Source organism: Paraburkholderia tagetis (genome assembly GCF_022213065.1).
GTDB lineage: Bacteria > Pseudomonadota > Gammaproteobacteria > Burkholderiales > Burkholderiaceae > Paraburkholderia > Paraburkholderia tagetis.
In genome coordinates, this window is sequence record NZ_JAKLJA010000004.1 from 1 (window position 1) to 23,288 (window position 23,288).

Consider the following 23,288-nt stretch of genomic DNA (forward strand, 5'->3'; position numbering starts at 1 on the left):
GCGCTCAAGGCGTACAGTGCCGCATTTGCCCCGCTGGACGAAGCGTTGCGCAAGACGCTGACCTACGACCAGGGCAAGGAAATGGCGTTACATAAAGAGCTGGCCCGGGCGACGGGCATCCGGATCTACTTCTGCGATCCCCATAGCCCATGGCAACGTGGCATTTGCGAGAACATCAACGGACTGCTGCGACAGTTCCTGCCCAAAGGCACAGACCTGTCTGTGTTCTCGCAGCGCCAGCTTGATGCGATCGCACTGAATATGAACACGCGGCCTCGCAAGACACTCGGCTGGCGCACACCAGGCGAAGTGTTTATCGAGAACTGCGCGAAGCAAGGAATTGTGATTGACCCCGCTGTTGCACTTGGAGTTTGAAACCGCCCCTACTTTTCTTTGCAGCGGTGCAAAGAAAAGTAGGTGCCGCCCCGCACAGGGGCAACACTAATAGACCTACACGAACACAAGGAAACGCGAAAAACGAGGACCCGCGAAAAGCAAAAAAAACCACCTCAAACACTAACCTGATCGCCACGCGCAGTAAGCGACGGCCGCGGCAGCGGGCCACCATTAGCGAGCACACGCGTCATACTCTCGGCATCGATCGGCCTGCTGAACCGGTATCCCTGCGCTTCCACACAACCGAGCGCCAGCAGAAACTCCTGCTGCTCAATCGTCTCGACACCTTCAGCAATAACCGACAATCCAAGCGCCTTCGCCAGTGTGACGATCGCCGTCACGATCGCCCCGGTGTCGTTTTCCGCGACCCTATGCACGAATGCCCGGTCGATCTTTATGCGATCGACCGGCAGCGCCCGCAATTGACTCAGGCTCGAGTAACCCATGCCGAAATCGTCGATTGCCACGCTGATGCCGGCGCTGCGAAACTCGTGAAGGCGACGCACGGCAATTTCGGGTTGCTGGATCAGCGCAGTCTCGGTGACTTCGAGTTCGAGCCGGGTCGGATCGGCGCCCGTCTCGCGCAAAACGTTCTGGAACGTCTCGACAATATTCGCGCGCTGCAACTGCAACGGCGACAAATTGATCGATACGCGCAGGGGCGCAATACCCATGCGCCGCCACTGGGCGGATTGACGGCAAGCCTCATGCAGCACCCACTCGCCGAGTTTCGCGACGAATCCCGACTTTTCCGCAATGGGAACGAACTCCGCCGGGGCGATCTCGCCGTAAATCTCGTCGTACCAGCGCACGAGCGCTTCGGCGCCCAGCACGCGACCGGTGCGCATGTCGACCTGCGGCTGGTAATGGAGCCGCAGCCCACCGGCTTCGATCGCCTTTCTGAGGCGTGCCGAAAGAATGAGCTTCGCGTCGGCCTCCGTGCGCATTTCCGGCCGATAACGTTCCCAGCAGTTGCGGCCGCGATTCTTGGCTGCGTACATCGCCATGTCCGCGCACGGAATCAGCGTTTGTGCATCGCTCGCGTCCGTGGGAAACACGCTGACGCCGACGCTCGCGCTAACGACGAGCTCGAGCCCGTCGACGAGCACGGGCTTTGCCATCGCCTCGAGCACGGCGTCGGGCAGATCGAAGCGTGTCGTGTCGCTCCGCGCACCGGGCGACACGATGATGAACTCGTCGCCGCCGTAGCGGCCGACCACGTCGCCCGGGCGCGCGCAGTCTCGCAGACGCGCGGCGACTTCCACGAGCAGCCGATCGCCGACGCCGTGCCCGAGCGCATCGTTGACGGTCTTGAAGGCATCGAGGTCGAGGAAAACCACATGGACGAATGTGCCGTCCTGCTCGGGGTCGGCGAGCAGGGCTTGCAATCTGGCGCTGACCGCTGCGCGATTCGCGAGCCCGGTGAGGCTGTCGCATTCGCTCAGTTCGCGCATACGGCGTGAGCGATCGAGCAGCTTCACCGAGACGCCATGCGTCGTTTTGGCGAACAGGAGCGGATAGATGAAGATGATCGGCAGCCACATCGGCGCGTACCGCACATTCAGTGGATAGAAGGCGATGCCGAAGGTTGCCGCTCCGGCTATCAGCCCCGCGGCGCTGGCGCCCGCCCCGGCAACGAAGAGCGACCATCCGCCGATCGCCATGTTGTCGAGCGCGAACATCAACAGGATGACGACCGTCGCGATGGGCTCGAAATGAACGGCAGCGATGAGCCAGCCGCCGAAGGCCGAATCGAGGAGCATATTCCGGCGCTCTTTGCGGGGCGCATCGGCGATGACGGGGCGCGCGAGCTGGTAAGCAAGATGCGGCCAGACGAGGCAGATGGCAAGCACGCCGCCGAGGAGCCACACCGGTTCTTGCTGCAAGTGCAGCAAGAACAGCACAGGTAGCGTGCCCAACGCGTAACCGAGCGTTCTGAACACGTAAATGCGCCGCACAAGGCCATTGGTCCAGGCCTTGTCCCCCGGGGCGGACGTGAGCACGCGGTCTCCTCAATCGGTTCATATGATTTAACGAGAGAGTAGACCAGATCGAATGAACGCGCGAGAGCGATAAAAAACTGGGCAGGAGATTGCATTGAATTGATTCGCAATGCATAAAAATCCGGATGCCCCAGCAACTATCCACAGCTCCCAATCTCCCCGCACGCGGTGCAGAAGTCGCAACCATCGCGCCGGATCACCGCATTCGCGCCGCATGAACCGCATTTGCGGCCGAGCATGGCGTGCGGCGCCGCGAGCGCCGTATCGGCGGGCAGGGCGTTGGGGCCGTCCAGCACGCGCTCGCCCGCCCGCGTCGCGGCATCGGCTTCGTCGAGTGCCGTTGCGCTTGCGGGAGCCGCGCCTTTGGCGCGCCGCTGCGCAAGCAGGCGCGACGGCACCTGGCGCCCCTCGGCGTCCAGAAAGCCGCGCCGGTGCAGGATCTGCTGGATCGCATAGGCGATGGCCGCCACCTCCGAGTCGTGCCACAGCGGCGTGCGCTTGCCATCGAGCCGCTGCGTATGTCCATAGCGCACCTGGCCGCGGTCCCACGACACCTTGCGCAAGTCCTGCAGATTGCGCGCGACGAAGCCGCCGCGCGCCGCAAGCGAGAGCGAGCGCATCGTCGCCGTGATCCATTGCTGCGACTCGTCGCGCTGGCCCACGGGAATGAAGAACTCGATGGGCCGCTCGATCGTCGTGGATTCGCCGCCCACCTGGCCTGTCACTTCGAGGAACGAGACGGCCACGTAGAGCGAGACCTTGCCCGTCTGCGTGATGTATTCGATTTTCTCGATCACGGCGGGCAGCTCGCCCTTGGGCCGATGGTCGATCGCCACGCGCAACGGGTCGAGCAGGGCATCGCTTTGGGCGTCGTCGAGTACGTCCGCGGCGGCGGGCAGCGTTTGCAGCACCGCGCCCAGCGTTTCGTTGGGCCGATAGGTGGCGAGGCCCTTGAGCCCGCGCCGCCATGCGTCGAGATAGAGATCCTCGAAGGCGTCGAACGGATAGTCGGCGGGCACGTTCACCGTCTTCGAGATCGAGGTGTCCACGAACGGCTGCACCGCCGCCATCATCGCCACATGCTCCTGCGCGCTCATTTGCAGCGCGCTCACAAAGTAGTCGGGCAGTGCATTCACGTCGCCGCCCAACTCGCGATAGACGCGCCACGCGTGGTCCTCGACCGCGAAGGTCTCGTTGCTGCCGTCGGCCATGCGGCGGGTGCGCTGGTAGGTCCACGAAAACGCGGGCTCGACGCCGTTAGAGACGTTGTCGGAGAACGCGAGGCTCACCGTGCCCGTCGGCGCGATCGAGAGCAGGTGGCTGTTGCGGATGCCGTGCGCGCGGATCTCGGCTTGCAGGTCCTCGGGCAGGCGCGAGGCGAAGGTGCCGGTCGCGAGATACGCATTCGCCTCGAAGAGCGGGAACGCGCCGCGCTCTTGTGCGAGCGCCACCGAAGCGCGGTACGCCGCGTCGCGCATCGTGCGGCCCACTTGTGCGCCGAACGCGCAGCCGGCCTCCGAGTTGTAGCGGATGCCGAGCATCACCAGCGTGTCGCCGAGTCCCGTGAAGCCCACGCCGATGCGCCGTTTGGCTGCGGCCTCCGCCTGCTGCTCGGGCAGCGGCCAGAGCGTGACGTCGAGCACGTCGTCGAGAAAGCGCACCTGGGTAGCGGTGCGCGCGGCGAGTTCGTCCCAGTCGAACGAGGGCTGGCCGCCGCGCAACTGCGCGAACGGCTCGCGCACGAAGCGCGTGAGGTCGAGCGGGCCGAGATTGCAGCAGCCATAGGCGGGCAGGGGCTGCTCGCCGCACGGATTGGTCGCGCGGATGCTTTCCAGCGCGCGCAGGTTGTTGTCCTCGTTCATGCGCGAGATGAACACCACGCCCGGCTCGGCCATGTCGTAGGTCGAGCGCATGATGGTGTCCCACAGCGCGCGGGCGCGTCTTTCCGCGTAGACCCACAGGCCGTCTTCGCGCTGCTTGAGGTCGCCTGCCGCGCGCAGCGCGGGCGAGGGTTCGGCGCGATGCACGAGCGGCCAGATTTCGTCGTTTTCGACGGCGCGCATGAACGCATCGGTCACCGCCACCGAGACGTTGAAGTTGTTCCAGCGTCCCTTCGAATGCTTGGCCTCGATGAACTCGGGCAGGTCGGGGTGATCGCAGTCGAGCACGGCCATCTGCGCGCCGCGCCGCGCGCCCGCGCTCTCCACGGTGCGGCACGAGGCGTCGAACACGTCGATGTAGCTGCACGGCCCGGAGGCGCTCGATCCCGTCGATTTGACGTGCGCGCCGCGCGGCCGGATCGCCGAGAAGTTGTAGCCGACGCCGCCGCCGCGCCGCATGGTTTCGGCGGCCTGGAGCAGCGCGACGTAGATGCCGGGGCGGCCTTCGTCGTCCACGCCCTGGATGCTGTCGCCCACCGGCTGCACGAAGCAGTTGATGAGCGTGGCCTCGATGCCGGCGCCCGCCGCGCTCATGATGCGGCCCGCGCCCAGCGCGCCGTGGCGCAGGTTGTCGACGAAGCGCGCCTCCACTTCGGCGCGCAGCGCCGGCGGCTCGGCCTGCGCGACGCCGTGGGCGACGCGGCGATAGATGTCGTCGGCGGTTTGCTCGTCGCCCTTGGCGTACTTTTCGAGCATTACGTCGAGCGAAAAGGGCTGGGCAGTGGGCTTTGAAGCGGGCTTTGAGGTGGGCTTTGAAGCGGGCTTTGAAGTGGGCTTTGAAGCGAACGGAAGCGGGGGCGTGTTTTCAGCCATGGCCGGGGCCTCTCGGGGCGCCGCGCCTCGCTGGACGGAGATAAGGGGTGCGATGGGCGTGGCGGCGGTTGCGGGACGAGGCGCCGCTGCGCATGCTGTGCGCAACCGGCGCCATACCCTGCAACCTTACCGCAGTGGCGGCGAGCGTGGCGCGAGGTCGCGAGGGACTTCGGCCCGGCCAAAAGCCGGTTTTTGCCGCCGTCAGCGCGTCGCCGGTCGCGGGAGGGCGGTCGGTCAGGCTCGACGGGAGCGGAGGTCGGGCTCTGCGGGCGTCAGCCCGTCTTCAGGCCGCTTCGCTGAACGGCACGTTGGCGACGAGGTCGCCGAACACTTCCGCTGCGATCATCACCGAAGCATTGAGCGGCGCCGGGCGTTCGGCCGGCTTGAACACGGCGTCGCCGCGGCGGATCTTGCGGCGCGAGACGGCGCAGGTCCCCGAGGTATGCGCCGAGCGTCGGCGCCAGCGCTGCTCGCCGTAGTGGCAGCGGCCGGGTTCGACCCAGCGGATCACGAGCGCCGAATCCGTTTGTTCGAGGATTTCGATGCGTTCACCGTTGGCTCCGTCAAGCGCAAGACACGCCATCCTTTTCATTGTCGGCTCCGTGAGGGTTTGCCCGGACTGTATGCCTGTGCGCTGCCGAGAGCCATTGTGTCGGCGTTGAAACACCATTCCAAAAACGGCAACAATCCCCTGCGACATATCGCGATTGACGAAGGAATGGGGGTTTGCGGGCGATCAGGGTTTGACCTGACGAATTTGTGCAACGCAGTGTTGTGCCCGGCGCGACACGAAAATCGGCGTGGAGGCGGGGCTGGAACGTGGGGAGGTGGCGGGAATCAGATGAAAGGCTGGTGGCGCGAGGTCGCCCCTGAGTGTTCGTATTTTCGGTGTGCCGCCCCTAATGGGAGAAAATACGCTGGCGGCTCGCGTAGGGCATGGCCTTGCGCCATGCAGGTTGGCTTCGCGCTCCGATTCCGCTCGCCGTTGGCGGGATTTGCTGCGCCGCACGAGCCGTCTTGCCGAATTTTCACGAGGTTACATGATTCATCGCCCGCCCGCTCCGAACTCCGCAAACGAGCGAAAACTCCAGCGCATCGCTTCCGCCGCGTTGTTCGCCGCGCTCGTCCTGCTCGCGCTGTGGGTCGTGCGCGAGTTCCTGCCCGCCGTAGCGTGGGCGTGCGTGGTCGCCATCGTCCTGTGGCCGGCCTATCAGGCCATCGAGCGGCACCCCTGGTTCAGGTGCCGCACAACGTGGATGGCCACGCTGCTCACCGTGGCCGTCGCGCTACTGGTCGTGCTGCCGATCACGCTCACGGCGATCCAGGCGGGCGGCGAGGCCCACGAGCTCTATTTGTGGCTGCACTCGGCCCAGGAGAATGGCGTGCCGGTGCCCGATTTCGTCTCGCAACTGCCGGTGGGCAGCCACCAGTTGAGCGCGTGGTGGCAGACGAATCTCGCGCCGCCGCTCAAGGCCTCCCCCGCGATGAAGAGCCTGCACGGCGACGCCATCGTGTCGTTCGGCCGGCATTTCGGCGCGCGCGCCCTGCATGCGTCGATGACCTTCGGCTTCATGCTCATCACGCTGTTCGTGATCTTTCATGCGGGGCCGCGGCTCTCCGGCACCGTGATGCGCGGCGCGCGCCGCGCCTTCGGCGTGGACGGTGCGCAACTGCTGCAGCGCATGGCCGCAGCGGTGCGCGGGACGGTGACGGGCCTCGTGGTCGTCGGGCTGGGCGAGGGCGTGCTGATCGGCATGGCCTATATGTTCACCAGCCTGCCGCATGCGGCGCTGCTGGGCACCGTCACCGCCGTCGCGGCCATGCTGCCGTTCTGCGCGCCCATCGTGTTCTGCTGTGCGGCGCTGTGGCTCGTCGCGCAGGGCTCGATCATCGGCGCCGTCGCGCTTGTGGTGTGGGGCTTCGTGGTGGTGTTCATCGCCGAGCACTTCGTGCGGCCCGTGCTGATCGGCAATTCCACGCGCCTGCCCTTCCTGCTCGTGCTATTCGGCATCCTGGGCGGCGCGACGACTTTCGGGCTGATCGGCATTTTCATCGGCCCCGCGCTCATGACGGTGCTGATGGTGCTGTGGGTGAACTGGGCGGAGTGACGCAGCCGCAGCCGCAGGCGCCTGGGGCCGGCAGCGCCCCGGTGGCCGGCAGCCTTGGACCCGCACGGCCGCCGCGCGGTTTTCAGTGCAAGCAGGCGAGCGCGTACTTGAGCGCGGCGGGCAGCAGCTCGCGCCAGACGGGCCAGGCGTGGCCGCCGTCGACGATGCGCAGCGCCGCCGGATTGCCCGCCTCGCGCAGACGCGTGTAGAGCAGCGACGACTCGGCCTGGATCACGAGGTCGTCGTCGCCCGAGGCGATGAAGATGGGCACGCGCCACGGGCGTCCGAAATAGCCGCTCCAGAGCGTCGGATAGTTGAGCGCGCGCCAGACGTGCGGATCGAACTGATGCTCGCCGAACACCCCCACGCGCCGCGCCGACGATGACGGCGGCGGGTCGCCCGAGTAGATCGCCGGCGAGAGCAGCAGCGCGCCGCAAAACATCTCCGGGTGTTCGAGCGTGTAGCGCAGTGCGCCGAACCCGCCCATGGAGACGCCGCCGATCGCGCGCCCGCCACGCTCGTTCTCGACCGTGAAGTGCGACTCGATCTCCGGAATCAGGTCGTTGAAGAAGGCCGTCTCCATCTTTTCCTTGCGATCGACGTACCAGTCGGTGCCCCCTTGCGGCATCACGACCACGACCGGCGGAATCTCGTGGCGGGCGATCAGCGTGTCGACGGCGTTTTGCAGGTCGCCTTGCGTGACCCAGTCCATCGCGTCGCCGTTGTTGCCGTGCAGGAGGTAGAGCACCGGATAGCGTGGCGCGTCGGCGCGATAGCCGGTGGGCAGGTAGACCGCGTAAGGCCAGTCGCGCCCGAGCGCCGTCGCGTGGAAACTGCGCATGGCGACCGTGCTGGCCGCGGCGGGCGTGGCGAACGAGACCAGGGCGGCAAGGACGGCGAGCGTCGCGCAGAGCGCGGTGCGGAGGTGTCTGCGCATGGCAGGAAGGCCGGTCAGGAAGGCGCGTCAGCGGCGCGGGGCCACCATGCTAGCAGCGGCCCGTGCGCGCCGGAAGCGCGGTAGTGGGCGGCGCGAGCGCAGGTCAAGCAAACTTCGCGCGCCGGGAGTGCGAGGTGGCGCCGGCCTGCCCACGCCATCGGCGAAACGATGCGCTGCCGCTGCGCCGAAGCTCTCAGGCCGACACCTTCGCGCGCGAGGGCAGCAGACGCTTGAGCGGATCGGATGCACGCGCAACCAGAAGCAGCGCGGTCAGCGCGAAGGCGTCGGCGGCGAGGCCGAGCGGCACGTTCAGATAGCCGTCGGTGTACCAGTAGAGCACCGAATCGACCGTCAGCGAGATGACCGCGCCGGCCACGAACGAAAGCATCCCCTTGCGGCCCACGAGCCCCACCCACGGCAGTGCGGTGGCGAGCTTTCTCGCCCAGCCGAGCCGGATCACATGCGCGGTGAGCCACGCGATGCCGAAGAAGTTGATCGCACGGAACCAGGCGAGATTGCGCTTGAAGTCGCCGTCGAGCTCGGTGTTGCCGAGCTGCAGGCGGTAGATGGCGGCCGCCGCGACCACGGCGAGCGCGAGCGCCGTCACGAAGGTGCCGAGCTTGCGTTGCGCCGTGACGCGCTGGAACACCGGCTGCGCCTGGGCGATCGCGCCGGCCACGAACATCAGTTGCCAGCCGAACGGATTGAAGTCCCAGTTGACGTCGGCCACGTGCGGCAGCCACGGCGTGACGAGCGGGGCGACGCCCCATACCGCGAGGCTGATGGCGGCCAGCAGCCACGGCCGCGTGCGCGCGAGCGGCAGGGCGAGCGGCGCGACCAGCGCGAAGCACGCGTACATCGGCAGCACGCCGGCGAGGTATGGCTGGCGGCGCAGCAACACGATGTCGCGCAGCGCTGCGGCGGGGGCGAGCGCGAGATCGTCGAGATCGGTGGTGGCGAGGTTCGGCGCGTCGACATTGAAGGCGAGCAGGATCGCCGTCACGAGCAGCATGAGCAGCGCGGTGACCACGAAGGCGCGATAGATCTCGAACGCGCGCTTGATGAAGCGCTGGCGCGCGACGGCCTCGGTGCGGCGTGCGCAGAGCGCGGCCCACGCGGTGGCCGTGGCGAAGCCGCCGAGGAACACGAACACTTCGGCGGCGTCGCACATCGCGTAGGCGTGCAGCGTGACGCGCGAGACGATGCTGCCGCCGATATGGTCGACGACGATGATCAGCAGGACAAGGCCACGAAAGAAGTCGAGTTCGACGAGACGTTTGGGTGACTGTGACATGGATCCGGCGTCAGCCGGCTGCGGCGCGCCTCAAATAGGCCAGACCGGCCGCAGGCGCGCACGGCCGCGCTGGCGCGTGCAAAAAGGTCGCTGCTATGGCGTGCTGCCGTGGCGCAAGGCCCGGCGGCACGACTGCCTCGGGGTTGCCATTCGGACGGCCATCGGACAGAGCCGGAGCGGCACATCGGGTCAAAAGCCCCGCAAACAGGACAGCGGCGGCCCAGGAACGACCTGAATTGACACGCCAAGGTTCCCGTGAGTCGGGTCATTCGCTTGAGGGGCGAATACTACATGAGTTTCAAAGAGCTTTCAGAGAGCGCCGCTACTTAAGTTCTGGTTCAGCTTGCCGATATGTCAGAGATGACGATCTGATCTGGCTCTATTTCGAGTGCATGAAAGGCGCGCAAGCAAGAAGATTCGTCTTTTTAAGATTTGTATCAGAGTGTTGTCGCCTGCCTGATATATGTGAATTGCGTTTTACAATGCCAGATTGCTTTCAAGATAAAAAAAGGAGCTGCTGTCACGTGTTTTGCGCGACGGTAGCGGATTTTGTCAGATGAAGCGTGCATTTTGAATGCGGATGGAGGTGGCCGGCGCGTGCGTCTGGCCCATGGGCAGAGCGGGAGCGCGTTTCGACGCTGCAGACCTGTCAGGCCGCCCGTGCTGCATCCTGCTGCGATGGACGGCTTTGCATGGGATTGGAGTAGGTGCTACCCACTCCGATCGACAGGAGATTAACAATCATGTTCGAAGATCGTTCTGGTCAGCGCACCAACGGTCTGACGCGTCGCTTGTGGCAGCGTTTCGCGGGCCTCGGCTTGGCGATAGTGCTGGGCGCTTGCGCAAACGTTGACCAGCAGCAACCGTCGCCGACACAGCCTCAGCCCGATCAGTCGGCTGCCACGAGCCCTGCGTCGGGCGCCGCCGCGATGGCAGCCGCGGCGACGGCGAGCCAGCAACAGGCGGCCAGCGAGCCGGTTACGCGCGTCGTCACGAAAACCACCTGGGTGCGCGTGCGTCGCGGCGATTCGCTGCTCGGGATCGCGGCGAGCCACAAGGTTCCCGTCAAGGAACTGGCGGCATGGAACGGCATGAAGCCCAGCAGCCACTTGCGGGCCGGCCAGTCGCTCAAGCTGATTTCGAAGCAGACGATCACGGTGCAAGCCGCAGTGCCCGCTCGTGCGGGTGGTGCGAATGCGTCGGCGAATGCGTCGGCGAGTTCGGTTGCAGGTGCGGCGGCGAGTGCGGCTCCGAGCGCCTCGGAGAGCCGCCAGGTCGCGGCCGAAGTCAAGCGCCATGCACGTAGCGTGGCGCTGGTATGGCCGGCGCAGGGACGGGTAGTGGAGCCGTTCGAGCCGGGCGCGACGCGTGGCATCGAGATCGCGGGCAAGGCCGGCGACCCCGTGATCGCCGCCGCCGACGGCAAGGTCATGTACGCGGGCACGGGGCTCAACGAGTACGGCAGCCTGATCATCGTCCAGCACAACAAGGACTTCCTGACCGCGTACTCGCACAACCGGCGCCTGCTCGTGAAGACAGGCGACGTGGTCCACCAGGGTCAGCAGATCGCGGAAATGGGCAGCGAGAAGAACGACCGCGTAGCGGTGCTGTTCGAGGTGCGCCGTGACGGCAAGCCGGTCGATCCGATGCCGTATTTGCCTGCGCCGCAGAGCTGAGCGCGCCGTTTCGGATCGCAGCGCGCAAACGCGGCGCAAGTGCGTCGCGTTTCCGGTTTGGTTGTTAGTGTCCGATTAGTGTCGGATTAGTGACCGATTTGTGCGGCCAGGCCGAGTTCGCCTGCAACCTTGCCAAGCCGCTTGTCCCGCGTCCAGATCGTGACGCCCGGCTGCAGACGGGCGGACGCCAGCAGGCTGGTATCGACGTAGCCAATGCCGCGATTGAACAGCTTCGCTTGCTCGATCAGATAGAACGTCTCCTCCGGAGTGGCAATGGGTAAGGCCGGCAAGTCGCGCAACGCGCCGAGGACGAGATCGCGCTCGCGCAGGCTACCCAGGGAGATTTCCCCGATCACATAAGCGTGCGCGAGCACGCGCTCGTCTACAAGCAGGCTCATTAGCAGGGGATCGGCGGCGTTGAAATGGTCGATCCAGACCGATGTGTCGACGAGGATCATTCGACATCCGTCCGGCGGCGCGGCGCGGCCATGATGCCGGGCTGACTGCCGCCGAGGTTCGCAAGCCGTCGCGCAGCCTCGCGCTGGATAAGGGCTTTGAGGGCTTCGCGCACGAGCGCTGTCTTTTCTTCCAGACCGGTATAGGCCTGCGCTTTGGCGATCAAGTCGTCGTCGAGAGCAATGGTGGTGCGCATGACGGTTACCCTTCAATGTACAGGCATTAAATGTAGCATCAATTGATGCGAATTTCGATGTATCCATGCTCGGCCCGGTTATTAGTTAGAAAAGCACTGCCGTAAAGCAAAAAAACGCCCTGACGCAGCGCAGCGTCAGGGCGTTTTCGTTTGCGTTTTTTGTTTTCTAAGTCAGCACAAACAGCGCGCTTCCTGGAACCGCTTCTTAGAACGAATCCCCAGGCACCCGCACCGACCCTTCCATCAGCACGCGCGCGCTGCGGCTCATGATGGCCTTTCCGACCGTCCATTCGCCGTTTTCTTCGTGCGCCTCGGCGCCCACGCGCAGCGTGCCCGACGGATGCCCGAAGCGCACCGCGTTGCGCTCGCCGCCGCCCGCCGCGAGATTCACGAGCGTGCCGGGAATGGCCGCCGCCGTGCCGATCGCCACCGCTGCCGTGCCCATCATGGCGTGATGGAGTTTGCCCATCGACATCGCGCGCACCAGCAGATCGACGTCGCCGGTTTCCACGCGCTTGCCGCTCGACGCCGTATAGGCCTGCGGCTTCGCCACGAAGGCGATCTTTGGCGTGTGCTGGCGCGTGGCGATCTCGTCGAGACTCTTGATGAGGCCCATGCGCAGCGCACCGTGCGCACGGATGGTCTCGAACTTCTTCAGCGCTTCAGGATCGCCGTTGATCGCATCTTGCAACTCCGTGCCCGTGTAGCCGATGGCCTCGGCGTTCAGGAAGATCGTCGGAATGCCCGCGTTGATCATCGTGGCCTTGAGCGTGCCGACGCCTGGCACTTCGAGGTCGTCCACGAGCTTGCCGGTGGGGAACATCGCGCCGCCCGCGCCTTCTTCCTCGGCGGCGGGATCGAGGAATTCGAGTTGCACCTCGGCGGCGGGGAAGGTCACGCCGTCCAGTTCGAAGTCGCCGGTTTCCTGCACCTGGCCGTTCGTGATGGGCACGTGCGCGACGATGGTCTTGCCGATGTTGGCCTGCCAGATGCGCACGGTCGCCACGCCGTTCTCGGGCACGCGGCTCGGGTCGACGAGGCCGCCGCTGATCGCGAACGGGCCCACGGCCGCGGAGAGATTGCCGCAGTTGCCGCTCCAGTCGACGAACGCGCGGTCGATGGCGACCTGGCCGAACAGGTAATCGACGTCATGACCGGGCTTGCTGCTTTTAGCGACGATCACGGTCTTGCTGGTGCTCGAAGTGGCGCCGCCCATGCCGTCGATCTGCTTGCCGTATGGGTCGGGGCTGCCGATTACGCGCATGAGCAGCTTGTCGCGCGCCTCGCCGGGTTGTTGCGCGGCTTCGGGCAGATCCTGGAGGCGGAAGAACACGCCTTTGCTGGTGCCGCCGCGCAAATAGGTGGCGGGAATCTTGATCTGGGGTTTATGACTCATGGGAATCCCGTGTCGATGATGTAGCGATCGCCCCTCTCCCGTGGAGGAAGAGGGGCGATCAGGTCATGCAGCCTGCGACGACTCGATGAAGTCTTGCGCGAAGCGTTGCAGCACGCCGCCCGCTTCGTAGATCGAGACTTCTTCAGCGGTGTCGAGGCGGCAGGTGACCGGCACTTCCAGGCGCTCGCCGCTCTTGCGGTGAATCACGAGCGTGAGGTCGGCGCGCGGCGTGCGCTCGCCAATGACGTCATAGGTTTCCGTGCCGTCGATGCCGAGCGTCGTGCGGTTGGTGCCTGCCTTGAACTCCAGCGGCAGCACGCCCATGCCGATCAGGTTCGTGCGGTGAATCCGCTCGAAGCCTTCCGCGACGATGACCTCCACGCCCGCGAGACGCACGCCCTTGGCCGCCCAGTCGCGCGACGAGCCCTGGCCGTAGTCCGCACCCGCGACGATGATGAGCGGCTGCTTGCGTTCCATGTAGGTCTCGATGGCTTCCCACATGCGCGTGACCGTGCCTTCGGGCTCGATGCGCGCGAGCGATCCCTTCTTCACGGCGCCGTCCACCACGACCATCTCGTTGATGAGCGTGGGGTTCGCGAAGGTTGCGCGCTGCGCCGTGAGGTGGTCGCCGCGGTGCGTGGCGTACGAGTTGAAGTCCTCTTCGGGGAGGCCCATCTTCGCGAGGTATTCGCCGGCCGCGCTGTTCGCCATGATCGCGTTGGAAGGCGAGAGGTGGTCGGTCGTGATGTTGTCGCCGAGCACGGCGAGCGGGCGCAGGCCCTTCAGCGTGCGCTCGCCCGCGAGCGCGCCTTCCCAGTACGGCGGACGGCGGATATAGGTGCTTTGCGCGCGCCAGTCGTAGAGCGGGTCGGTGGTTTCGCTGCTGGCGGCGGTGGCCGCGAACATCGGTTCGTAGACCTTGCGGAACTGCTCGGGCTTCACGCTCTGCGCGACGATGGCGTCGATTTCCTCGTCGGTCGGCCAGATGTCCTTCAGATAGACCGGCTTGCCGTCCTGGTCCGTTCCGAGCGAATCCTGCTCGATGTCGAAGCGGATCGTGCCGGCGATCGCATAGGCGACCACGAGCGGCGGCGAGGCAAGGAACGCCTGCTTCGCATACGGATGGATACGGCCGTCGAAGTTGCGGTTGCCCGAGAGCACCGCGGTCGCATACAAATCGCGGTCGATGATTTCCTGCTGGATCTTCGGATCGAGCGCGCCCGACATGCCATTACAGGTGGTGCACGCGAACGCCACGATGCCAAAGCCCAGCTTCTCCAGTTCCGGCAGCAGCTTCGCGTCTTCGAGGTAAAGCTCGACCGCCTTCGACCCCGGCGCGAGCGAACTCTTCACCCACGGTTTGCGCGTGAGGCCGCGCGCGTTCGCGTTGCGCGCGAGCAGTGCGGCGGCGATCACGTTGCGCGGGTTGCTGGTGTTCGTGCAACTCGTGATGGCGGCGATGATGACCGCGCCGTCGGGCATCTGGCCCGGCGTTTCTTCCCACTTGCCCGCGATGCCGCGCTCGGCCAGCGCCGAGGTGGGCAGGCGCTTGTGCGGGTTCGACGGGCCAGCCATGTTGCGCACGACGCTCGAAAGATCGAACGTGAGCGTGCGTTCGTACTGCGCGTTGGCGAGCGTGTCGGCCCAGAGGCCACCCGTCTTCGCATACGTTTCGACAAGCTTGACCTGCTCTTCCTCGCGGCCCGTGAGGCGCAGATAGTCGAGCGTCTGATTGTCGATGAAGAACATCGCGGCCGTGGCGCCGTATTCGGGCGCCATGTTCGAGATGGTCGCGCGGTCGCCGAGCGTGAGGCTCGACGCGCCCGCGCCACGGAACTCCAGATACGCGCCCACGACCTTTTCTTTGCGCAGGAATTCGGTGAGGGCGAGCACGATGTCGGTGGCGGTGATGCCGGGCTGACGCTTGCCGGTGAGCTCCACGCCGACGATGTCGGGCAGGCGCATCCACGAAGCGCGGCCGAGCATGACGTTCTCGGCTTCGAGGCCGCCCACGCCCACGGCGATCACGCCGAGCGCATCCACGTGCGGCGTGTGGCTGTCCGTGCCCACGCAGGTGTCGGGGAACGCCACGCCGTCGCGCGCCTGGATCACGGGCGACATCTTTTCCAGATTGATCTGGTGCATGATGCCGTTGCCCGGCGGAATCACATCGACGTTCTTGAACGCTTTCTTCGTCCAGTTGATGAAGTCGAAGCGGTCCTCGTTGCGCCGGTCTTCGATCGCGCGGTTCTTCTTGAACGCGTCCGGGTCGAAGCCGCCGCATTCCACGGCGAGCGAGTGGTCGACGATCAGTTGCACCGGCACGACCGGGTTCACCTTGGCGGGGTCGCCGCCCTGGTCCGCGATGGCGTCGCGCAAGCCCGCGAGATCGACGAGCGCGGTCTGGCCGAGGATGTCGTGGCACACGACGCGCGCGGGGAACCACGGAAAGTCGAGGTCGCGCTTGCGCTCGATGAGCTGCTTGAGCGAATCGGTGAGCGTGGCCGGGTCGCAGCGGCGCACGAGATTTTCTGCGAGCACGCGCGAGGTGTACGGCAACGTGTTCCAGGCGCCGGGCTGGATGGCCTCGACGGCTTCGCGCGCGTCGAAGTAATCGAGCCGGGTGCCGGGTAGGGGCTTGCGGTAGGCGGTATTCACGGCTGTGGGGACCAATGAGGTTGTAAGCGGGGCATTCAACCGGAGTCGGTGTCGTCACTGTACGACGCACCGCCTCCGGTTCCCATTAGCCGAATGGCTAACGATGCTGCAAGGAGCGAGGCAAACGGCGCTGGATCAGCGCTTGCCGATCGGCGCGAACTTCAGATTTTCCGGACCCGTGTAATTGGCGCTCGGGCGGATGATCTTGTTGTCGATGCGCTGCTCGATGATGTGCGCGCTCCAGCCGGCCGTGCGCGAGATCACGAACAGCGGCGTGAACATGGCGGTCGGCACACCCATCATGTGATACGAAACGGCGCTGAACCAGTCGAGGTTCGGGAACATCTTCTTGACTTCCCACATCGTCGATTCGAGGCGCTCGGCGATGTCGAACAGCTTCATGTTCGACTGCTCCTTCGAGAGCTTCTTCGCGACTTCCTTGATGACCTTGTTGCGCGGGTCCGAGATCGTGTAGACCGGGTGGCCGAAGCCGATCACGACTTCCTTCGCTTCCACGCGGCGGCGAATGTCGGCTTCCGCCTGGTCCGGCGTTTCATAGCGCGACTGGATCTCGAACGCGACTTCGTTGGCGCCGCCGTGCTTCGGACCGCGCAGCGCGCCGATCGCGCCGGTGATGGCCGAGTAGATGTCCGAGCCCGTGCCCGCGATCACGCGGCCCGTGAAGGTCGAGGCGTTGAACTCGTGCTCCGCATAGAGGTTGAGCGACACGTGCATCGCGTCGACCCACGACTTCGACGGCTCGCGGCCATGCAGCAGGTGCAGGAAATGGCCGCCGATCGAATCGTCGTCGGTTTCCACTTCGATGCGCTTGCCGTTGTGCGAGTAGTGATACCAATAGAGCAGCATCGAGCCGAGCGAGGCCATCAGGCGGTCGGCAATGTCACGCGCGCCGGGCAGGTTGTGGTCATCCTTCTCCGGCAGCACGGTGCCGAGCACCGACACGCCCGTGCGCATCACGTCCATCGGGTGCGCCGAAGCCGGCACCCATTCGAGCGCCGCCTTCACGTTCGCGGGCAGGCCGCGCAGCGCCTTGAGTTTGGTCTTGTACGCAGCCAGTTCAGCGGTGTTCGGCAGCTTGCCGTGCACGAGCAGGTAGGCGACTTCCTCGAATTCGCTCGCCGTGGCGAGATCGAGAATGTCGTAGCCGCGGTAGTGCAGGTCATTGCCGGTGCGGCCCACGGTGCACAGCGCGGTGTTGCCCGCCGTCACGCCGGACAGCGCGACGGACTTCTTCGGCTTGAAGCCGCCTGCGGCCTGCGTGGTGTTGTCGGTTTCGCTCATGGTGTCGTCCTTCCTCTCTCTAATCTGGGCAGATAGTTGAATGGCTGCGCTGCGTTATTCAGCGTTATTTCTTCGCGGCGAACAGCGCGTCGAGCTTGTCCTCGTACGCGTGATAGCCGAGGTACTTGTAGAGGTCCTCGCGCGTTTGCATCGTCGAGACGGCGGCCTTTTGCGTGCCGTCGCGCTTGACCGTCTCGTAGAAGTTCAGCGCCGCCGCGTTCATCGCGCGGTACGCGCCGCAGCAGTAGAGCGCGATGTCGACGTTGGCGCTCTTGAGCTCTTCGGTCGTGAAGAACGGTGTCGAGCCGAACTCGGTCAGATTCGCGAGGATCGGCACCTTCACCGCGGCGCGAAAGCGGCGATAGTCGTCGAGCGTCTTCATGGCTTCGGGGAAGATCATGTCGGCGCCCGCTTCCACGTAGGCGACCGCGCGCTCGATGGCCGCGTCGATGCCTTCCACGGCGGCCGCGTCGGTGCGGGCCATGATGACGAAGCCCTCGTCGGTGCGCGCGTCCACGGCGGCCTTCACGCGGTCCACCATCTCGTCCTTGGCCACGACTTCCTTGCCCGGACGATGGCCGCAGCGCTTCTGGCCCACCTGGTCTTCGAGGTGCACCGCAGCCACGCCCGCCTTGATGAAGGACTTGATCGTGCGCGCGATGTTGAAGGCGCCGCCCCAGCCCGTGTCGATGTCGACCATCAGCGGGATGTCGACGGCGTCGGTGATGCGGCGCGCGTCGATCAGCACGTCGTCCATGGTGCTGATGCCGAGGTCCGGCACGCCGAGCGAGTTGGCAGCTACGCCGCCGCCCGAGAGGTACACGGCCTTGAAGCCGGTCTGCTCGGCGAGCTTGGCGGCATAGGCGGTGATGGCGCCCACGACCTGCAGCGGTTGTTCGGTGGCCACGGCCGCGCGGAATTTCGCGCCGGCGCTTGCGGGGGATTTGCTGTTCATATGTGCGAGTCTCCGAAGGAACGGCGCTGATACTGCAGATACCGTGCCAGCCTTGGGCAAAGGCGCTAATGCGTTGATTTTGCGTCGGATAGGCTGCGAGGCGCTTTGCGCCCCGATTTCTCGTCTGAAATTGCCATTTCAAATTTGAAATTCCGGCGCGATAATGAAACATGGATGAAATGACGAACCGCAGTCTCATGAACCGCTTCCCCACCGCCTCCGAATTTCGCCCGCGCGTCTGGGCCATGGGCATCAGCCGCCTGCGCGACCTGTTCCGCGACATCGCCGGCGAGTACGAGGGGCTTGCCGACCTGCGCGTGGTCCCGCGCGGCTTCGAGGAGGCCGCAGCCGAAATCGCGGCCGCGGCGCCCAACCAGCGGCCCGACGTGGTCGTGGCGGCAGGCTCGAACGGCACCTGGCTGAAGGCGCGCATCGACTTGCCGGTGGTGCTCGTGCAGCCCACGGGCTTCGACGTGATGCAGGCGCTCGCGCGCGCGCGCCGCGAGGCCGACCTGGTCGCGCTCGTGACCTATGGCGAGACGCCCGCCGAGGTGCGGCGTTTCGCGAGCGCGTACGGTCTGGACGTGGTGTTCGCCTCGTATCGCACCGTGCAGGACGCCGAGGCCTGCGTGCTGGACCTGCGCGACCGGGGCGTGGGCGCGGTCGTGGGGCCGGGTCATGTGAACGATCTCGCGGCGCGGCTCGGGCTCGTGCCGTTCTTCGTCTATTCGCGCTCCTCGGTGCGCGGGGCCTTCGACAATGCGCTCGAAGTCGTGCAGGCCACGCGGCGCGAAACGCAGCGGCGCCAGCGTCTGGACAGCGTATTACAGCATTTGCGTGACGGCGTGGTGGCGCTCGACGCCAACGGGCGCGTGGAGGCGATCAACCAGCGCCTCGCCGCCGTGCTCGGCATCGACCCAGCGGCGGCGGCGGGCCGGCAGCTCGAAGACCTCGCGCCCGACATCGCCTTCACGCTGCCCGACGCCGACGGCGAATCGCTCGAAACCGTGCGCGGCGTGAGCTATGTCGTGCATCGCGGGCCGCTCGTCGACAACGGCGTGGCCTCGGGCGCCGTGCTCACGTTCCAGGAGTCGCGCGCCGTGGAGCGCCTCGACCGCACGCTGCGCTCGCGCCAGCGCACGCAGCAGTTCGTGGCGCGCTACCGGCTGGACGACCTGAGCGGCGCGACGCCGGGCATCGCGCGCGTGCGCCAGCTCGCGCAGCGCTACGCCCGCTCGGACGCCACCGTGCTGATCCGTGGCGAGAGCGGCACGGGCAAGGAGATGATCGCGCAGGGCATCCACCGCGAGAGCCCGCGGCGCGATTTCCCGTTCGTGGCGATCAATTGCGGCGCGTTTCCCGAGGCGCTGCTGGAGAGCGAGCTGTTCGGCTACGAGGAAGGCGCGTTCACGGGCGCGCGGCGCGGCGGCAAGGTCGGGCTGATCGAGGCCGCGCACCGCGGCACGCTCTTTCTCGACGAGATCGGCGAGATGCCGCTGCCGTTGCAAAGCCGCCTGCTGCGCGTGCTGCAGGAGCGCGAGGTGGTGCGCCTGGGTGCGACCGAACCTACACGCGTGGACGTGCGCGTGGTGGCGGCCACGCACCGCGCGCTCACCGAGCAGATCGAATCGGGCGAGTTCCGCGCGGACCTGTTCTATCGTCTGAACATCCTGAACCTGGCGATTCCGCCGCTGCGCGAGCGCGGCGCCGACATCGTGCCGCTCGCGGCCGAATTGCTGTTGCAGTCGTCGCGCCGCGAGCCGCGCGTGGCGCTGCGCATCCGCACGCAGGACGACGCGACACGCGCGCTCGCGCCCGTGGGCGACGCGCTGGCGCGTCACGACTGGCCCGGCAACGTGCGCGAACTGCAGAACGTGGTGGAGCGGATGGTGGTGGAACTCGCGGATTCGGACGTGGACGTGCTCACGCCCGAGGTGCTGCGCGCGATCGCGCCGGAGGTGTTCGAGCTGCGCGGCGGCGCGGCGCGAGGGATGGCGATGAGGGCCGTCGAGGCATTACAGGACGATTCGGCCGATGCAGCCGGCGTGGTGGAGCTAGCCGCTCAGCCGCTCACCTTGCGCGAACGCAGCCTGACGGTGGAAGCCGACGAGATTCGCGCGGCGCTCGAAGCGCATGGCGGCGACCGCGACCGCGTGTGCGCGCAACTCGGCATCAGCAAGACGACGCTCTGGCGGCGCCTGAACGCCACGAAGGCCAGGCCGGGTGCGAACCACGCAAGCGGCGCAAACGGGGGAGGTAGCGCAAGCGGCGCAAGCGGCGAAAGCAGCGCAAGCAGCGCAAGCGGCGGAAGCGGCGGAAGCAGCGCAAGCAGCCTGCCCGCGCGGCGCAAACCGCCGCGCGAAGCATGACGCGCAGGCGCGCGTCGCCGCCCTCAGCACGCGCTTAGTTCTTGATCCCGTTCAGCAGCTTCGCAACCGCGCCGTGCTGGTGCAGCACCTCGGGACTCTTTTGCAGGAGCGCCTGATAGCGCTCGAAAAATTCCACCGATTCCTCGCCCGCGAAGAGCCCGGCCACGCCTTCGGCGGCGCCCACGCGGTCTTCGGATTTCGCGTCCTTCGCGTCAAGCGTTTCGTCGACGTTCGCGATCACCGTCGAGAGCGGCATCAGCCAGCGGAACCCCGAGCCGTTGATCAACACCTGCAGGAAGGCGGCCGGCGTCGTCGGCCCGAACTCGCGTTCGTACTCGGCGCGCTCGTGGTCGAGAATCGCCTTGTGCAGCGTGAGGAGCGGCTTGCGGACCTCGGAGAGGAACTGGATTGCGCGTGCTTCGTCCATTGTGGCGGCTCCTGGTTTGGGTTCGACATCGCGCGGCCGCAAGGCTCGCGTCCATGCCGACGATGGTAGCGCAATGGGGCTGCGCGCGTTGCCCTGATGCTGCGCCGCCGAATCAGGCTGGCGTGCGCAGGCTGGGAGGCGGCGCTACACTCGGCCGGTTCCCGAAAGGCCGCGATCGCGCCGCCGCATGCGCGGCTGTATGGGCCTTGGCGCCTTAGCGTCTTGCGCCTTGGCGCCGCGCGCCGCAACAACGTGCGCGCGGCCTTCGATCGGTTGAAATCAATCGACCATTCCCGTACCGGAGAGCCGCCATATGTCGACATTGGCCAGCAACGACCAGACGCCCGCCTGCGCCGCGCCCGCAGCGCTGCCCATCGTGCCGCTGCGCCGCGAGGAACTGCCAATCGATACCGTCGAGCTCGCGCGTTTCATGGTCGGCAAGTATCTGGTCCGCGATGCCGGCGAAGGCGCCGATGACGCGCGCATCGCGGGACGCCTCGTCGAAGTGGAGGCCTATCCGCTCGGCGACTCGACGAGTCATGCATTTATCGGGCGGCGCGCCTGGAACGCGTCGATGTTTCTCGCGCGCGGCCATGCCTATGTGCGGCTCACTTACGGCAGCGCCTACATGCTCAACATGGCGAGCGAGGCTGAGGAGGTGGGGGCGGGCGTGCTGTTTCGCGCGGTGGAGCCGCTCGAAGGGATGGCGGTCATGGAGCTCCGGCGTCGCGGCGCACCGCTGCGCGATCTCGCGCGCGGACCGGGACGGCTCACGCAGGCTTACGACATCGGCGCGTCATTCGATGGCGTCGATCTGTGCGGCGGGCAAGGGCTTTGGATCGGGCGGCTCGGCGAGACGATGCAAAAACGAGTGCAGCAGGGGATGCCGCAGGAGCCGGCGCGGGTCGTGGGCGTCACGACGCGTATTGGCCTGTCGCGCGAAACCCATCGGCTGCTGCGCTTCTACGAGGCGGGCAGCCCTTTTGTCAGCGGTCCGCGCAGGCTGCTGTCGGGCGATGCCTGAGGCCGATTCCTTGCATATTGCATTGTTGTCTTGAGCGAAACTGTATTTTTGAGAAATAGGTATTTGCCCTTATCTCCAGGCTCAATAAACTTGGAATTGTTGGCTTGCGGCAAGGTGCTGCACGCCAGCACACAACAAGCGATGGAGGTAAGTGATCATGAAGACCCGTACCCTGATTCAAGCCGCAGTGGTTGCGGCCCTCGTTGCCGCGCCGGCGCTGTCGTTCGCTCAGGACCAGATGAACGCGCCGAAGACCCGCGCCGAAGTGCGCCAGGAACTGATCCAGCTCGAGCAGGCCGGTTACAACCCGGCAATCGCCAACGACGCCACCTATCCGCAAGACATCCAGGCCGCCGAAGCGCGCGTTTCGCAGCAAGAAGGCATGGCCCAGACGCAATTGCCGGTTGCCGACACTACCGGCTACGGCGGCGCGCCCATGGGCACGATGCAATCGGGCCAGCCGGCGCCGCGTATGGTACCGGCAGCACCTGCCGCACCGTCGCAGTCGACCTATTTCGGTAACTGATTTCGACGTTTCGGCATTTCGACGTCCTGGCGCGGCGCGCAGCCCGCGCACCCCTCCTCGATCGCAGCGGCCAGACGGGCAGCGCCCGCCTGGCCGGCTCGCCGGTTCGCAAGCCCCCGCACGAATTTCATGCGTGAAACCTCCGCCGCCGCAAGGTGGCCTCGCCCAACCCGCTCCGGATTGGGCTTTTTTTGCTGGATGCGGGGCCAGTGCGCCCGAAGGGCCGCCTCGCGCGGCGCTGGCCGTCAGGTGCCCGTGCCGCCGGTGATGTAATGCTCGAGCTGCGAGATCGTGAACTGCTGCTCGGCGATGATTTCCTTCACGAGGTCGCCGATCGACACCATGCCCACGAGCCGGCCATTGGCCATGACGGGCAGGTGGCGCATGCGCCGCTCGGTCATGAGCGCCATGCAGTCGTAGGTGGTCTGGTCGGGCTGCACGAAACGCACATGCGGGGTCATGATGTCGCGCACGGCAGTCGTCTTGGACGACCGGTCCATCAGCACGATCTTGCGCGCATAGTCGCGCTCGGTGACGATGCCGACGATCGCGTCGCCGTCGGTGACCACCAGCGCGCCGATCCGCTTTTCGGCCATCAGGCGGATCGCGTTGAACACGGAATCGCCTGCGGTGATCGTATGGACCGCCTGGTCCGGCTTGGAATTGAGTACTTGGGCAACGCTCGTCATAGGGCGACTCCTGTTCGTCCTTCTTGTCGTTCGGACATTGCGTGGTGTGGCACGGGCGGGTGCGCGCGGCTCGTGCACGTTCGGTAAGCCATGAAAGCCCTATCAGTATAGGCGGATGGGGGC

19 protein-coding genes are annotated in these 23,288 nt (G+C 66.1%); 6 read left to right on the forward strand and 13 right to left on the reverse strand.

Translation table 11 applies throughout. The features are described from left to right. The coding region (locus tag L5014_RS07090; RefSeq protein WP_238462878.1) for an IS30 family transposase at positions 1-375 on the forward strand (375 nt) is incomplete at its 5' end. 134 nt (positions 376-509) lie between these two features. On the opposite strand, the gene L5014_RS07095 is transcribed toward L5014_RS07090, so the two are convergent. From L5014_RS07095 to L5014_RS07105, 3 genes are all read right to left on the reverse strand, one after another. After that, on the reverse strand, positions 510-2,399 hold the full coding sequence (locus L5014_RS07095) for a putative bifunctional diguanylate cyclase/phosphodiesterase (RefSeq protein ID WP_238462879.1): 1,890 nt from the start codon (positions 2,397-2,399) through the stop codon (positions 510-512). Positions 2,400-2,536: 137 nt separating this feature from the next. Then, complete coding sequence (locus L5014_RS07100) at positions 2,537-5,035, reverse strand: adenosylcobalamin-dependent ribonucleoside-diphosphate reductase (RefSeq protein ID WP_238462880.1); 2,499 nt, start codon at positions 5,033-5,035, stop codon at positions 2,537-2,539. A 400-nt stretch (positions 5,036-5,435) separates the two neighbouring features. Beyond that, a complete protein-coding gene (locus tag L5014_RS07105) occupies positions 5,436-5,735 on the reverse strand; it encodes a DUF3331 domain-containing protein (RefSeq protein WP_420800033.1) in 300 nt (99 codons plus the stop codon). Positions 5,736-6,192: 457 nt separating this feature from the next. Here L5014_RS07105 and L5014_RS07110 point away from each other — a divergent pair, with 457 nt between their 5' ends. Continuing rightward, positions 6,193-7,260: an AI-2E family transporter gene (locus L5014_RS07110; protein WP_238462882.1), complete on the forward strand. Its 1,068-nt coding sequence runs from the start codon at positions 6,193-6,195 to the stop codon at positions 7,258-7,260. A gap of 82 nt (positions 7,261-7,342) precedes the next feature. Here L5014_RS07110 and L5014_RS07115 read toward each other — a convergent pair whose 3' ends face one another. Further along, the gene (locus L5014_RS07115) at positions 7,343-8,197 is read right to left on the reverse strand and encodes an alpha/beta hydrolase (RefSeq protein WP_238462883.1); all 855 of its coding nucleotides are present in this window, start codon (positions 8,195-8,197) and stop codon (positions 7,343-7,345) included. 193 nt (positions 8,198-8,390) lie between these two features. Further along, positions 8,391-9,491, reverse strand: a complete 1,101-nt coding sequence (locus L5014_RS07120; RefSeq protein ID WP_238462884.1) for an OpgC domain-containing protein — start codon at positions 9,489-9,491, stop codon at positions 8,391-8,393. A 743-nt stretch (positions 9,492-10,234) separates the two neighbouring features. On the opposite strand from L5014_RS07120, the gene L5014_RS07125 reads away from it, so the two are divergent. After that, positions 10,235-11,167, forward strand: a complete 933-nt coding sequence (locus L5014_RS07125) for a peptidoglycan DD-metalloendopeptidase family protein (RefSeq protein WP_238462885.1) — start codon at positions 10,235-10,237, stop codon at positions 11,165-11,167. A gap of 86 nt (positions 11,168-11,253) precedes the next feature. Here L5014_RS07125 and L5014_RS07130 read toward each other — a convergent pair whose 3' ends face one another. From L5014_RS07130 to prpB, 6 genes are all read right to left on the reverse strand, one after another. Next, the gene (locus tag L5014_RS07130; protein ID WP_238462886.1) at positions 11,254-11,625 is read right to left on the reverse strand and encodes a type II toxin-antitoxin system VapC family toxin; all 372 of its coding nucleotides are present in this window, start codon (positions 11,623-11,625) and stop codon (positions 11,254-11,256) included. Further along, positions 11,622-11,819 (reverse strand): type II toxin-antitoxin system VapB family antitoxin, encoded by a 198-nt coding sequence (locus tag L5014_RS07135; protein WP_238462887.1) that lies wholly within the window; start codon positions 11,817-11,819, stop codon positions 11,622-11,624. Before L5014_RS07135 ends, L5014_RS07130 begins: the two co-directional genes overlap by 4 nt. A 205-nt stretch (positions 11,820-12,024) precedes the next feature. Then, on the reverse strand, positions 12,025-13,215 hold the full coding sequence (gene prpF, locus L5014_RS07140) for a 2-methylaconitate cis-trans isomerase PrpF (protein ID WP_238462888.1): 1,191 nt from the start codon (positions 13,213-13,215) through the stop codon (positions 12,025-12,027). A gap of 63 nt (positions 13,216-13,278) precedes the next feature. Then, entirely contained in the window at positions 13,279-15,873 is a 2,595-nt protein-coding gene (gene acnD / locus L5014_RS07145) for a Fe/S-dependent 2-methylisocitrate dehydratase AcnD (RefSeq protein WP_238462889.1), read from the reverse strand. Positions 15,874-16,008: 135 nt separating this feature from the next. After that, on the reverse strand, positions 16,009-17,175 hold the full coding sequence (gene prpC / locus L5014_RS07150; RefSeq protein WP_238462890.1) for a bifunctional 2-methylcitrate synthase/citrate synthase: 1,167 nt from the start codon (positions 17,173-17,175) through the stop codon (positions 16,009-16,011). A gap of 64 nt (positions 17,176-17,239) precedes the next feature. Beyond that, complete coding sequence (gene prpB, locus L5014_RS07155) at positions 17,240-18,130, reverse strand: methylisocitrate lyase (protein ID WP_238462891.1); 891 nt, start codon at positions 18,128-18,130, stop codon at positions 17,240-17,242. 179 nt (positions 18,131-18,309) lie between these two features. Between prpB and prpR the strand changes: the two genes are divergently transcribed. Next, a complete protein-coding gene (gene prpR / locus L5014_RS07160) occupies positions 18,310-20,499 on the forward strand; it encodes a propionate catabolism operon regulatory protein PrpR (RefSeq protein WP_420800027.1) in 2,190 nt (729 codons plus the stop codon). 34 nt (positions 20,500-20,533) lie between these two features. On the opposite strand, the gene L5014_RS07165 is transcribed toward prpR, so the two are convergent. Continuing rightward, positions 20,534-20,926, reverse strand: coding sequence for a thioredoxin domain-containing protein (locus L5014_RS07165; RefSeq protein ID WP_238462892.1), 393 nt, complete (start codon positions 20,924-20,926; stop codon positions 20,534-20,536). 313 nt (positions 20,927-21,239) lie between these two features. Here L5014_RS07165 and L5014_RS07170 point away from each other — a divergent pair, with 313 nt between their 5' ends. Both L5014_RS07170 and L5014_RS07175 read left to right on the forward strand, forming a co-directional pair. Beyond that, positions 21,240-21,950: a DNA-3-methyladenine glycosylase gene (locus L5014_RS07170; protein WP_238462893.1), complete on the forward strand. Its 711-nt coding sequence runs from the start codon at positions 21,240-21,242 to the stop codon at positions 21,948-21,950. Positions 21,951-22,107: 157 nt separating this feature from the next. Beyond that, the gene (locus tag L5014_RS07175) at positions 22,108-22,476 is read left to right on the forward strand and encodes a DUF4148 domain-containing protein (RefSeq protein ID WP_238462894.1); all 369 of its coding nucleotides are present in this window, start codon (positions 22,108-22,110) and stop codon (positions 22,474-22,476) included. Between the two features lie 245 nt (positions 22,477-22,721). On the opposite strand, the gene L5014_RS07180 is transcribed toward L5014_RS07175, so the two are convergent. Next, complete coding sequence (locus L5014_RS07180; RefSeq protein ID WP_238462895.1) at positions 22,722-23,165, reverse strand: CBS domain-containing protein; 444 nt, start codon at positions 23,163-23,165, stop codon at positions 22,722-22,724. Positions 23,166-23,288 lie beyond the last annotated feature (123 nt).

Excerpts from the sequence above, each read along its gene's own strand:
- L5014_RS07100 (WP_238462880.1), bottom strand. The coding sequence starts at position 5,035 with ATGCTCGAAAAGTACGCCAAGGGCGACGAGCAAACCGCCGACGACATC.
- L5014_RS07115 (WP_238462883.1), bottom strand. The coding sequence starts at position 8,197 with ATGCGCAGACACCTCCGCACCGCGCTCTGCGCGACGCTCGCCGTCCTT.
- prpR (WP_420800027.1), top strand. The coding sequence starts at position 18,310 with ATGACGAACCGCAGTCTCATGAACCGCTTCCCCACCGCCTCCGAATTT.
- L5014_RS07170 (WP_238462893.1), top strand. The coding sequence starts at position 21,240 with ATGTCGACATTGGCCAGCAACGACCAGACGCCCGCCTGCGCCGCGCCC.
- L5014_RS07110 (WP_238462882.1), top strand. The coding sequence starts at position 6,193 with ATGATTCATCGCCCGCCCGCTCCGAACTCCGCAAACGAGCGAAAACTC.
- prpB (WP_238462891.1), bottom strand. The coding sequence starts at position 18,130 with ATGAACAGCAAATCCCCCGCAAGCGCCGGCGCGAAATTCCGCGCGGCC.
- prpC (WP_238462890.1), bottom strand. The coding sequence starts at position 17,175 with ATGAGCGAAACCGACAACACCACGCAGGCCGCAGGCGGCTTCAAGCCG.
- prpF (WP_238462888.1), bottom strand. The coding sequence starts at position 13,215 with ATGAGTCATAAACCCCAGATCAAGATTCCCGCCACCTATTTGCGCGGC.
- L5014_RS07120 (WP_238462884.1), bottom strand. The coding sequence starts at position 9,491 with ATGTCACAGTCACCCAAACGTCTCGTCGAACTCGACTTCTTTCGTGGC.
- L5014_RS07130 (WP_238462886.1), bottom strand. The coding sequence starts at position 11,625 with ATGATCCTCGTCGACACATCGGTCTGGATCGACCATTTCAACGCCGCC.
- L5014_RS07125 (WP_238462885.1), top strand. The coding sequence starts at position 10,235 with ATGTTCGAAGATCGTTCTGGTCAGCGCACCAACGGTCTGACGCGTCGC.
- L5014_RS07105 (WP_420800033.1), bottom strand. The coding sequence starts at position 5,735 with ATGGCGTGTCTTGCGCTTGACGGAGCCAACGGTGAACGCATCGAAATC.
- L5014_RS07175 (WP_238462894.1), top strand. The coding sequence starts at position 22,108 with ATGAAGACCCGTACCCTGATTCAAGCCGCAGTGGTTGCGGCCCTCGTT.
- L5014_RS07180 (WP_238462895.1), bottom strand. The coding sequence starts at position 23,165 with ATGACGAGCGTTGCCCAAGTACTCAATTCCAAGCCGGACCAGGCGGTC.
- L5014_RS07135 (WP_238462887.1), bottom strand. The coding sequence starts at position 11,819 with ATGCGCACCACCATTGCTCTCGACGACGACTTGATCGCCAAAGCGCAG.
- L5014_RS07165 (WP_238462892.1), bottom strand. The coding sequence starts at position 20,926 with ATGGACGAAGCACGCGCAATCCAGTTCCTCTCCGAGGTCCGCAAGCCG.